The organism is Nostoc sp. PA-18-2419, assembly GCF_005869855.1.
GTDB lineage: Bacteria > Cyanobacteriota > Cyanobacteriia > Cyanobacteriales > Nostocaceae > Nostoc.
Genome location: NZ_SZNH01000002.1, coordinates 175,127 through 187,432 on the forward strand (window position 1 = coordinate 175,127; position 12,306 = coordinate 187,432).

A 12,306-nucleotide genomic window follows, 5' to 3' on the forward strand; every position below is an offset into this window, starting at 1 on the left:
ATAAATATAATATCTTCTGTCATTGCGAGCAAAGCCAAGCAATCGCAAAGTCTCTGGGATTGCTTCGCTTCGCTCGCAATGACATCTTAGATTTAATCATGTCTATCTACTTATTTTGTTTGAAGTTGATGATTGATAACTGATGAGTGTTGAATGTTAACAGTGAGATATTTTTTATTTGTCAGTTTCTAAACTAAATGTGCTTTGTAAATTATTAAAATCAATTATCATAGTACTTTTATACTAAAATGAACTATACAATTGTTTAATGCGATCGCTCGTCCAAATATAAAGCACTATTCAGCACAGGTGCTATGCCCAAACGCCTCCTTGTCGTCGAATCTCCCGGAAAAGTCAAAAAACTTAGTCAAATCCTGGGTTCAGAATGGAAAGTTCTAGCTAGTTGTGGTCATATCCGCGAACTGAGCGATGAAGGTGAAGATTCATTGGGCTTCAGTATGGATGGCAGTAGAGTTAAGTGCAATTATATTCCTCGTGACCAACGAGCCAAAGAAACCATTCAGAAACTAAAAGCCGCACTCAAACAGGTTGATGAAGTTGTCATCGCTAYCGACCCAGACCGCGAGGGAGAAACAATCGCTTGGCATATCAAGGAAGTGCTGGGATTAAAAGAACCAAAACGAGTAATTTATACTGAAATTACAGCATCAGCTGTTCGAGAAGCGATCGCCAAACCCAGAAAACTAGATTTAAACTTAATAGGTGCGGGACTGTGCCGCGATTGTCTTGATAAGTTAGTGGGCTACAAGGGAAGTCCTTTGGTTTGGGCGTTAAACAATGGAGCAAAAAGCGTTGGCCGAGTTCAAAGCGCCACATTACACTTGATTTGTCAACGCGAAAAAGAGATTCAAATATTTGTACCCCAGGACTACTGGAGTGTCTGGGTAGATTATACCGAAGGCTTTCGCGCTTTCTATAAAGGAACAGCGAATTCTGACTCAGATACACCAGAAAAAACCGAAACTGATGATGATGCGGCAGTAAATACTACACAAGTACCAGAAAGCAAACGTGTTCTATCTGAAGCAGAAGCAACCAGGTTAGTTGAAGAAGCACGCCGCCATCCCCATCAGGTGATTAAAGTTGAAGGAAAAATAGTTCAGCGTCAACCACCTCCTCCATTCACTACCTCTACCCTGCAACAAGCAGCCGGTTCTAAGCTGAGGTTTTCTCCAGATAAAACCATGCAAGTTGCCCAAAAGCTTTATGAAGCTGGGTTAATTACCTATATGCGAACAGATTCGGTGATGTTAAGTCCGGAATTTTGTGCTGCTGCACGTCAGTGGTTGGAGCAAAATGACCCCCAGAATGTACCACAATTTTTAGCCAAACATCGCAGTGCTAAATCTGCTCAAGAAGCACATGAAGCTATCCGCCCAACAGATGTTTTTCGTCCTTCAACGCAGTTACGAGAAGAACTGCCAGCTGATGAGTTCAATCTTTATGTAATGATTTGGAAACGGGCAATTGCTTCTCAATGTCGTGCAGCCCAACTCCGTAAAACTCAAGTAATCACTCAATCTGGAAATCTGCTGTGGCTTTGTAACGGACAAGTAGTTGAATTTTACGGCTATGCCCGCTACTGGAATAATCTCAGTAAAGATACAGTAATACCGCAGTTACAACAAGGACAAATACTCACCTTAAAAGATGCACAGCATGAGAAGAAACAAACACAACCTCCACCTCGATATAGCGAACCAAAACTAGTGCAACTAATGGAACGCAAAGGTATTGGTCGTCCCAGTACCTACGCTCCCACCGTCGCCACCTTGAAGAAACGGGATTATGTGCAGTTGACAAAGGAGCATCTCCAACCAACAACTTTGGGGTTAGAAGTTGATGCATTCTTACAAAAAGCATTACCGGATCTATTAGAGGCGGAATTCACAGCTAAGATGGAAGATGCTCTAGATGCGATCGCAGTTGGCAAACAGGGTTGGCAACAATACCTAAGTACTTGGAATCAAGAATATTTTGCGCCAGCTTTAGCAAAAGCCAAAACTGTGGTCGTGAGTACCGCATCTCCAAACAAAGTACCAGCACGAGAGCGCAAATATGAAACTGCCAAAACTCGCTGCCCTGAATGCAAAAATTTTCTAGCCAAAATTAAGAGCAGCAAGCTTAAAAAAAAGTACTTCCTCAAATGTATTAGCGGTTGTGAAAACGTCGTCCTTTTTTGGAGTGACCTTAACAAAACTTGGGAACTACCGCAAAACAAAGTATCTAAGGGGACTATTGCAAAACCTCCAGCTAAGCTAACTTCATATTCTTGTCCAGCATGTAAAAAACCATTAGAGGAATACAGTTACATCAAGGAGGGAGAGAACAAAACAATGCTACGCTGTTCTGACTCCCAATCCCGTCAGGACAACAAACATCGGGATGTAGCTTATTTTTCTACACAAAAAGGATGGTGGAGTCCTAAATTTGGTGAGTTGAATTCCTAAATGCTAAACAGCAACTTGAGTTAAACTAAATTCGTTATTAAGAATATTTATTTCCTCTTGCAAAAGTTCTTTAGGTTTCATTTGTTGCAGGTCATGCATGACAATTTTTATATCCTTGGTATTGAATTTATAATATTCAGTTAAACTTCCAATAGGATAGTTAAAGCCCCGATAGCGGTGTTTGAAATACAGTTCAATATTCCCCCGATGTTTCCAACTTCCCAATACCTGAATAACAACAGTTTGGTAATGTGCCAGTAAATCCATTTTTACTTCTGCTACTCGTTGTCCAACGGCTCTTTGAGTTACCCCTATTTTGTAGATAATTTCTTTATCTGCTTGAATCTCTAAAAAATACAGATTAGAGGATAAAATACGTTGAAGTTGAGCGCAGTACAGTTTTAAATCAGTGAGACGATATGGTAAATCTGGGGCGTTTTTGTGCAGAGCATGTTTTGCAGCTAGCTCAAGCTTCAGCAGCTTTTTGATTAATAGCGGTGACTGTACTTCATTGAACTGTGTTAACTCTAACGCTCCAACAGGAATTTTACCCAAATTAGTAAATTCATATTCGATTGGTCTTAAGTATACATTTTTCCTCAATATTCCTGCTTTGATTAACCCAGAATAAACTAAGTAGGAACTGATAGGATAATTTTTGATTCCGTACTCCTGCCAAAGTAGTTTTAATTGCTGCAAATCCTTTCCAGATAGACAAATATTGAAATTATCATAGAGTGGCAAAGTTGGAAATTCTCGGTTAGCTACCGGGCGGCAGGTTTCTTGATTATGAGCAAAATGATGCTCTTTCACCTGACCTTTCTTAGCAGTTAACTCTCCATGACAGTAAGGACATTTAAGTAAAGTCTTACCTTTAGGGATATCTTGAATACATATCAAGATTCCATCTTTATCTACACCATATTTCAACCACATTGCCACACCATTATCAAATAGTTAAAGTTGCTGTTACAAGTTTGCTTCAACTTTTCAAAAATGTATCTATCTTTAGGACTATCAAAATCGATACTCAAGTGTAATATTGGTTGAAAGAATCTAAATACTTATGCAGCAAAGCTGAGGCTAACGCATCTTAATTATGAACATAAATGAACAAAGAATTCTCCATTCATGGGCAACGAACGCTAAACCGTGGACGCGTGTAGTTCGCGACCAACTTATTGAAAGCCGTGCTTTGGTCACAGACAAAGCAATTGTAGAAGCCGTAGTTGAACTTGAACCGCGAACCTTCTTAGACATTGGCTGTGGGGAAGGGTGGTTGTGCCGCGAACTCTTCTGTCGTGGATTTGATGGTTGGGGAGTTGATGGCATTACCGAGCTTATCGAATCAGCAAGATGTCTTGGCGATATCCGCTTTGTTGTATCTTCTTACTCCGATCTGCCGTTACAGAAATTTGGCAGCATTAATCAGTTTGATTGCTTCATCTGCAACTTTTCACTTCTTGGGGAATGCGCTCTTGGTGAGATAGCCCAAGCAGGTAAGAGTTTGTTAGCAGATAAAGGAAAAATAATCATTCAAACACTTCATCCTCTGATAGCTTGCGATGACTCTGCATACTCCGATGGGTGGCGAGAAACTTCTTGGCAAGGAATAGGATTAGAGTCATTCGATCCTACTCCCTGGTACTTCAGAACAATTGAATCATGGATTCGTGAGTTTCATCTCAAAAATTACCGTTTGCTGAAGTTAATAGAACCCTGCCACCCAAAGAGTAAAAAACCAGTCTCAATTTTATTCATCTTTGAACGACTTAGTTAATCTTTTTACTTTATACAAAACTGGTCAATTCCATAATTTTCTCAAACTGAAAATTTTGAGCTAAATCTGTAATAAATTTTTGGAGTGCAGCATTTTCAACTGGTATTTGCTCAATCAATTCTAAAATTAGGTCATCGCTGCATTGAGCTGCGGCATTGTATATTTGTTTCACCCATTCAGATGACATTGCAGATAACAAAGGAACTACATCTGTAAGCGTCAACAATGTTTCTGCTTTTTCTTGGTTTGGATTGCCTATTTGATAGGTATCTTCTTGATAAATATATTGAACTCCTAAATATTTGCTCAATTTTTCTAATAGTTCTTCCTCACGGAAGGGCTTGTTAATAAAATCATCGCAACCGGCTTGGCTCATTGCCTCTCGTTGTTCCTCGAAGGCATGAGCAGTTAAGGCAATAATTATAGTCTTCTGAATTTGGATTTTGGATTTGAGATTTGAAATTATAGTATTTTCTGTGGCTTTAATAATTTTTGTGGCTTCGTAGCCGTCGATAATTGGCATCCGCATATCCATTAATATCAGGTGTGGTTGCCATTGTTGCCAAAGGGCGATCGCTTCTTCACCATTTGCAGCTTCTTCTACTATAAAACCGATAGCTGTAAGAATTTTTATTAGTACTAAACGGCTATCTGTAGCGTCATCAACTACTAAGATGCGGTATTTATTTTGAGCAGGCGCTAAATTCAAAATTCGTCGTTTAGTTTGCTTGGTATGTACTTCACTAACTGCGGCCAAACTAGTTTGAATATCAAAGGTAAATTTACTTCCCTCGCCAACAGTGCTGGTAACATCAATATCTCCTCCCATTAGTTGCACATATTTACGGCTAATTGCTAAACCTAGTCCTGTTCCCTGTTGCGATTTCCTTCCGGTTTGAGTTTGCCCAAAAGCTTGAAACAGCAGGTTAATTTCTTCTGGGGCAATACCGCAACCAGTATCTTGAATCTCGAAGATTAAGGATTGGAAAGAGGACACAAATAGGTTTATTGTCTTTGCATCAGAGCGTTCCCGTGTCTTTATGTCTTCTGTGACAGTCCCCATCCTCACTCGTAACGTCACCCTGCCAGTATCGGTAAATTTGATTGCATTTCCCAAGAGGTTTAGCAAGACTTGACGCAGTTTACTTTCGTCAGCTTGGATGAATAGGGGAAGCTCAGATGTATATTCAAATACCAATTCTAATCCTTTGGAGGTGGCGCGGAAACGCAACATCTGTTCGAGGTTTTGCAAGAGGTGAACTAAGTCAAAACTGCTAAGATTCAATGTGATTCTGCCAGCTTCGATTTTAGACATTTCCAGAATGTCGTTAATTAAGTTGAGAAGGTGTTCGCCAGCACGATTGATGATTGTTAGGTTTTGTTGATGTTCGGTAGATAAAGTACCATCGTGGCTCATGAGTTGAGTAAAACCAAGGATGGCGTTGAGTGGAGTACGCAGTTCATGGCTCATGTTGGCGAGGAATTCGCTTTTAGCGCGGTTGGCAGCATCAGCAGCAATCGCAGCTTCTTGCAGTGCTTGTGACTGCTTTTGCATTTGTGCGAGCAGTTGTGCCTGCTGTAAAGCAACTGCTAACTGATTGCTAATTTGAACTACGATGTTGACTTCTTCTGATTTCCATTGGCGCACAGCTGAATTTTGATAACTTGCCAGTAACCCCCAAAGCTGATTACCAAAAAAAATAGGAACGATGATATAAGCTTTTGCCTGAAAGCGTTCTAAGAGTTTGATATAACAAGGATGAAATCCAGCGTTGTAAATATCAGGAATGCAGCAAAAACTTGCATCTTCTGTGTATACACCTTCAAAGAAAGCATCTTGCTGTTGGTTATCTGCGCGATGCAAGATTTTTACTAAACAACGGCCATCCTCTAAGATATCTTCTGTCAAATGAGGATCGTTTTTTTGTTCTTCGAGCAGAGAAATCCAACCCTCTGCTACTGACTCAGAAATAAATTTGCCACTCCAGTTGAGATCGAAACGATAGACAGCTACCCGATCGCAATTGAGTACTTGGCGTAATTCTTGGGTTGTCGCTGCGAATATAGTCTCTAAATCGAGTGTTTGGCGCATCCTTTGAATCACTTGGGCGATCGCTCTTTCCCGTTCTGCACTCTCGCGCAGGGCTTCTTCTGCCAATTTTCTTTCGGTAATATCTGTAATCATACCGATGTAGCCTTTAATTTCTCCATCGTCTGCAAATTCCGGCAAAGCCTGACAAATTACCCAGACGATTGTGCCATCATCCCGCAAGTAACGATGTTCGTAATTATGTTTTATCCCAGCCGTGATCACGTGATTCCATGCTAGTAACAGCTGCTCGCGGTCATCTGGATACACAGCATTTACCCAACCTCTGCCCAGAGATTCTTCAATCCTGCATCCAGTAATTTCACTCCAGCGTTGATTAAAATATAATACACTACCATCAGCATCAGTGTAAAAAATACAAGCTGGCGAAGCTTCTGCTAAAAGCTGATATCGCTGTCTACCTTCTTGTAAAGCTAATTCTGTCAACTTGTGTAAGCGAAGCTCGTCGTAGACATCGCTGATATTTGCCCAGTAACCAACGCATTCTATTGGGTTACCAGCTTCGTCACGAATTAACCTCATCTTTTCGTGGAACCAGTCATAAGTTCCATCAGCGTGTAACCACCGATATTCGTAAGAATTGTACTCCTGCTCAACAAGCTGACAAAATTTTTTATAAATCAGTTCTACATTTTCTGGCTGGACGTGGTGCAGCCAGAAATTGGAATTCTCAATAAATTCCTCTGCTTCGTAGCCAATCATGGCTTTAAAATTCTTACTAATAAAAGTAGTGCTAAAATCCTCTGATGTTTTGCTGCTATAAATAACCACAGGATTAGAAGCGAGCAGATATTGTAAGCGTTCGTTTGCTAAACGTAGTTTTTGTTCGACGCGTTTGCGCTCAATTAATCCACCCAACTGAGCAGCAATAGCACTTATTACTAAGAGCAAATGCCGATCTACCAATACCGAGCTGCGTTTAAAAAACACTAAAACGGCTAATACTTGGTTACCAACCAGTATGGGAACGCCAAAACCAGCTTTTAATCCGACCTTTGCAGCTTGTGGCGATCGCAAAAAAATCGGCTCCCTCAGTTGCAAAACATCTTCTATCCATTCTGCTTCCTGGTTCTGCCAAACTCGCCCTGGTAATCCCACTCCGAAAGCAAATTTAACAGTTTTGCTTTGGTGATAAAATTCTTCAAAACAGTTTTCTTCTCCGTACCAACCCAGACTGTGTTCTAATACAGTGTCATCTTCATTAAATATCCAAACCTCGCCAAAATCCCAGCCAATGTTCTKACAAATTAAGCGCAAGACCAGTTCTAAGGCATTCTTGACATCACTGGCCTCGGCGATCGCTTGGGTTGTCAACAGCAGCAAACGGCTTTCATTTTCTGCTTGCTTGCGTTCAGTAATATCTTTATTTTTAGCATCCACTAAAAGGCGATCGCTGGCCAAGGCTTTGTTGAGGGGAATTTCTGGAAAAATCTCTTTTATTTGTCTTTGATAAATATTTAATTCAACTGTAAGCCTTTGACGTTCTTGAATTTCTTTTTTTAACTCTTTTTTTAATCTTTGGATGGTCAATTGATTTTGTACACGTAACAAAACTTCTTTAGTTTTGAATGGTTGAGTAATATAATCAATCTCACTGAACTCAAAGATATTAGTTTGGGATAATTTATCTGAAGTGCCAAAAAAAATTATTGGAATATTTTGAATTTTCTGGTTAGCTTTCAAATAATCATAAACTTGATAACTATCCATATCTGGCATGATCGCATTTAGCAAAATTAAATCAGCAGAAAAAACAAGCGCTTTGTTGATTGCTAGTTGTCCATAAATTAGACTTTTCACCTGATAACCTTGTTCTTTAAGGATATCTGATAAAAAATCTAAATTCTCTGAGTTATCATCAACTAATAAAATTTTGATTTTTTGAGTATCCATATTAATGGTTGAGTGAATTTTTAATTATTAATAATTTTTTAAATAAAACTAAATAGAAAACTAGAAATTAAAAGTCAAACGAAATGAACTAAGTCAGCGCTAAGCCCAGCTAGGAAAGTATAGCTAAAGAAAATATCTCTTCCTTCCTCGCTACTGTCTATTGCAAATATAGAAAAACATCTATAGTACTCATATTTGATTGCCTAAAAAATCTAAGTATATGTATGGCGTATTAAAATAGAGTCATAACGCACCAAAGACTTTGGACTACGTGTATTTCACGCAATCAAATATGAGTGCTATAAGAAATTAATCAAAAAATTTTTCTCTTTTAGACGCTGTAAAGGTTTATCAATAGGCTATACCCCTACCTCAATCTCCACTCCCTATTTTCAAAAGAGTCAATGATCAGAAAATCTTGCAACCAAACATAAAAAATGTTTCCTCCCTTACTCATGATTTTTAAGACAGGTCTGATATACCAATCATACTGGATTTATTCTCAATTCTGACTTCTTAATTCTTGAATTTTGAATTATGCTATTTTTCGAAAAAAATAAATTTAATTTTCCTCGAATTTCAACAATTCACTCAGATTTAATAATTTCGGAGTTTCTTTACTTACAATTAATGGCAGCTTACCATTCCATTTTTCAATTGCTTGCCTTTGCAGTATTTCTGGAGTCAACCCATTGCGTAATAATCTGTGCGCTTCGGCCTCTCCTCTTGCTAAATTGACTTTAGCCTCAGCTTGTTTTGTTGCTTTTAAAGCAATATAAGAGGCTTGTTTTGCTTCTTGTTCAGCAATTTGCTTTGCCTCGACTGCTTCACTAAATTCTTCAGAAAAATGAACATGAACAAGAGAAATATCATTAATTGCAACGTGATAGCTATTCAGCCTGCTACTTAGTGCATCATCTACTTCAGCTTTGACCTCTTTGCGCTTAGTAATAATTTCTTCAGCAGTATATTTTGCTATTACTGCTTTTAATACTTCTTCAATTGCTGGATTAATAATTCGGTCAATAACATTTTGCTCATCTCCAATTTCTTGAAAAATTGCATTTGCTTCTTGGGGAATAATATGCCAATTTAGAGCTACGTCTGTAAAAACATTTTGTAAATCTTTGGAAGAAGCTTCAGTATAAATTTGTTGTTTTTGTACTCTGATACTCAATTTTTTCACAGTATTGTAGACAGGAATAATCAAGTGAATTCCTTCTCCTAATATTTGGCTTTGGACTTCACCAAATTTCATCAATACGCCACGTTCACCTGGATTTATAATTACACAAGGCGTGAGTAACAGAGTTATCAAAAACAAAAGAGCAGTCAGTTTACCAGCACGGTTGAAGTTTGGATTTTTTTTCATTTGACTGAAACATTTATGCCTCTTGCATACAGACTTTATAAGTTGTATGCTTGTTGTCGTCATACTCTTATAACTTTGGCTCTAGGTCAATTGCTATTTCGCTTTAGCCAAGACCAGAGAGCAGTATTGTCAATAAATAATAAATTTTAAGTGAGTGGTTAATCTATTCAAAAAGATAAAGTTTAAATTTTATATAACAAAATACTAATATATGAATTGATAAATATAAAAAGTGAAAAAATTTGCTTCGGTTACCAGATATTCATGTCTTACCGCACTTGCTACAGGCAACTAAGTCAGCTATTAGTGTATACTTGACTACCCTAGCTTGAAGAGAGTCAAGGTTAGGGTAGCTTGAATATTCATTTAAAGTACTATAATAACATCGAAAAGCCGTAGTATCTTAAAAGCTAAATTTGCCCTGAAATGACCAAATTCATCAGTTGCAGATCTAGCTGAATCAGGTAATCTCGGCCGTAAGCTCCATTTTCTAAGTTTGTTACGAGATGCTGGGGGATATCTTGGGTAATTTCCTCGCTACAAGAACCTGCGGCCAGTGCGATCGCCGCTACTGTATCTACATCCCCAGTAAAAGCGATACAATCTTGTAAAAGTTTACTGGTGCTGTCGTTCCGCATTACCGCAGTAATTGCTGCTCTGACACTCATCCAGCCTTTAGATTTCACTTCACCGCGCCACGGTTTGGACCACTGTCCAGATACATAAGTTTCTAAAAACTCTGCTAATTTACTTTTTGCTCCCAGTCGATAAATAAAATAATGTGACATCAGGGCAGCGGCAACAGCAGCATCGATCCCATCTGGTGTATTATGAGTGATTGCGGCTTGAATAGTTGCCGCCTCAATGACTTTTTCTGGTGTTGGATAAATGCCAATCGGTCCTGCACGCATCGCAGCCCCGCTTTTGTCACTGTCAGGGCGAATTTTTTGGAGAAATTCTGCTCCATTTTGGATTTGTACTAAAAAATGGTAAAAGTTTCTGGCATATCCTTCTCTAGGGTCCCGTTTGAAGCCTCTAACGAAGCTTTCGGCTAAAACTTCTGGTGTCCAGGCTGCTTGAGTGACAATTACTTCGGCAATAGCAATACTCATCTGAGTATCGTCTGTGTATCTGCCAGGAATGAGTCTAAAACGCGGGTGTTGCACGTATCGACTCAAATCATTGCTAACAATCATTTCGTCAGCATATTCAAAGCCTGCACCGTAGGCATCTGCGATCGCTAACTCTAGCAGCATACTCGTATTACATTAAAAATGGACGTGCCAGAAAAAAGCTAGAAATTGATTTAGCATCTATTAACTCTCCTTGAAGAATAGCTTTTTCTAATTCCTCAGGCGTCAAAAATACAGTTTCGATATCCTCGTCTTCATCTTGAACTTGAGGTGTTTCCAGCTTTTGTAAATCTTGAGCCAGAAAAGCATAAATAATTTCATCAGAATAACCAGGCGCTAGGAAAAATTCTCCTAGTTTGTGCCATTTTTGGGCGCTGTAGCCAGTTTCTTCCTCAATTTCCCGCTGTACTGTCTCTAAAGGATCTTCGTTGTATTCCACAGTTCCGGCTGGAAATTCTAATATCCGTCCCTGAACTGCAAAACGATACTGGCGCACGAGTACTAGTTTACCTTCTGGCGTCATCGGCACAGCTAAAGCACCACCTGGATGACGAATACACTCCCATTCTCCTTCCGCTTTATTGGGTAAACGCAGGCGATTGACTTCAAAATCAAACTTGCGTCCTTTATAAAATAAGCGTTGTTTCAACAGTTGTGGTAATTCTCTACCTAATGGCATAGTTAAAAATCTGACTATCTGTAAATACAGAGGTAAAATCAGCCTTCCTGTACGTTGATGGATGGTGATTATAATTGCCCATCGATTAAATGTACATCAGAATAGTCTACCTCTTTGAGCAGTTCTTTAATAACATACCCAGAAACAGGTTCTACCCAATCTGAGGCAATTTCTGCAAGTGGAACTAATACAAAAGCTCGATCCCGCATTCTCGGATGGGGAATTTGCAGATTTGGTGTGTCCACAATTAAGTCATCATATAATAACAAATCCAAATCTAGTGATCGTGGCCCCCAGCGTTCTTGGCGTACCCGCCCAAATTGTTGTTCAACGGCTAATAAATTTTCTAATAACTCCTGGGGTAGTATTTCTACTTGTAATGTAATGCACCCATTTAAATAATCTGGTTGTGGTGGTCCTACGGCTTTAGTTTTATACCAATTGGATTTAGCTGCTAAAAAAATACCTGGGGTTTGGGTTAAAGTTGCGATCGCTGCTTCTAATATTGCCTGTGAATCTCCTAGATTACTACCAAGGGCAACGGCGCTTTTGGCACGTCTTAGCCAAGGCAAGCCTTCTTCTGGTTCTTGAGGATATTTTGCCGCACCTGTTGTAGAAAATGTCAATAGTTTTAATATTCCAAAGAAATCAAAAGATTTAATATCCCAACCATTATGCTTACTCAGGTTTAATTTTATATATAGTATATTATTATACTTATTTATTTATGATTCGGAATTCTTCTTGATAGTGAATTGAGTTAATTATTTATGGGATATTATACTAACACAACGTGGTGCTATAACCCCAAAGCTTATTGATGGTGGTTAAGTAGTTACTACTTCGATCAAGGAACTGATGTGGGGAA

8 protein-coding genes are annotated in these 12,306 nt (G+C 39.0%); 2 read left to right on the forward strand and 6 right to left on the reverse strand.

Translation table 11 applies throughout. From position 1 onward, the window contains the following. Window positions 1-314: 314 nt before the first annotated feature. Window positions 315-2,471, forward strand: a complete 2,157-nt coding sequence (gene topA / locus FCR06_RS02660) for a type I DNA topoisomerase (RefSeq protein ID WP_138497315.1) — start codon at window positions 315-317, stop codon at window positions 2,469-2,471. 3 nt (window positions 2,472-2,474) lie between these two features. Here topA and FCR06_RS02665 read toward each other — a convergent pair whose 3' ends face one another. After that, window positions 2,475-3,407 carry a competence protein CoiA family protein gene (locus FCR06_RS02665; protein ID WP_138497316.1) on the reverse strand — a complete coding sequence of 311 codons (933 nt, stop codon included), beginning with the start codon at window positions 3,405-3,407 and terminating at the stop codon, window positions 2,475-2,477. Between the two features lie 163 nt (window positions 3,408-3,570). Between FCR06_RS02665 and FCR06_RS02670 the strand changes: the two genes are divergently transcribed. Further along, window positions 3,571-4,251, forward strand: a complete 681-nt coding sequence (locus FCR06_RS02670; protein WP_138497317.1) for a class I SAM-dependent methyltransferase — start codon at window positions 3,571-3,573, stop codon at window positions 4,249-4,251. Between the two features lie 10 nt (window positions 4,252-4,261). Here the strand turns inward: FCR06_RS02670 and FCR06_RS02675 are convergent, their stop codons facing one another. From FCR06_RS02675 to folK, 5 genes are all read right to left on the reverse strand, one after another. Beyond that, window positions 4,262-8,254: a response regulator gene (locus FCR06_RS02675; protein WP_138497318.1), complete on the reverse strand. Its 3,993-nt coding sequence runs from the start codon at window positions 8,252-8,254 to the stop codon at window positions 4,262-4,264. 562 nt (window positions 8,255-8,816) lie between these two features. Continuing rightward, window positions 8,817-9,626 carry a prohibitin family protein gene (locus tag FCR06_RS02680; protein WP_138497319.1) on the reverse strand — a complete coding sequence of 270 codons (810 nt, stop codon included), beginning with the start codon at window positions 9,624-9,626 and terminating at the stop codon, window positions 8,817-8,819. 410 nt (window positions 9,627-10,036) lie between these two features. After that, the gene (locus FCR06_RS02685; RefSeq protein WP_138497320.1) at window positions 10,037-10,882 is read right to left on the reverse strand and encodes an ADP-ribosylglycohydrolase family protein; all 846 of its coding nucleotides are present in this window, start codon (window positions 10,880-10,882) and stop codon (window positions 10,037-10,039) included. Between the two features lie 7 nt (window positions 10,883-10,889). Further along, window positions 10,890-11,438: an NUDIX hydrolase gene (locus FCR06_RS02690; RefSeq protein WP_138497321.1), complete on the reverse strand. Its 549-nt coding sequence runs from the start codon at window positions 11,436-11,438 to the stop codon at window positions 10,890-10,892. A 68-nt stretch (window positions 11,439-11,506) separates the two neighbouring features. After that, window positions 11,507-12,010: a 2-amino-4-hydroxy-6-hydroxymethyldihydropteridine diphosphokinase gene (gene folK, locus FCR06_RS02695; protein ID WP_138497526.1), complete on the reverse strand. Its 504-nt coding sequence runs from the start codon at window positions 12,008-12,010 to the stop codon at window positions 11,507-11,509. Between the last annotated feature and the right edge of the window lie 296 nt (window positions 12,011-12,306).

What these genes read in the sequence shown, in the direction of transcription:
- FCR06_RS02665 (WP_138497316.1), bottom strand. Translation starts at nt 3,407, where the DNA reads ATGTGGTTGAAATATGGTGTAGATAAAGATGGAATCTTGATATGTATT.
- FCR06_RS02685 (WP_138497320.1), bottom strand. Translation starts at nt 10,882, where the DNA reads ATGCTGCTAGAGTTAGCGATCGCAGATGCCTACGGTGCAGGCTTTGAA.
- FCR06_RS02690 (WP_138497321.1), bottom strand. Translation starts at nt 11,438, where the DNA reads ATGCCATTAGGTAGAGAATTACCACAACTGTTGAAACAACGCTTATTT.
- FCR06_RS02680 (WP_138497319.1), bottom strand. Translation starts at nt 9,626, where the DNA reads ATGAAAAAAAATCCAAACTTCAACCGTGCTGGTAAACTGACTGCTCTT.
- FCR06_RS02670 (WP_138497317.1), top strand. Translation starts at nt 3,571, where the DNA reads ATGAACATAAATGAACAAAGAATTCTCCATTCATGGGCAACGAACGCT.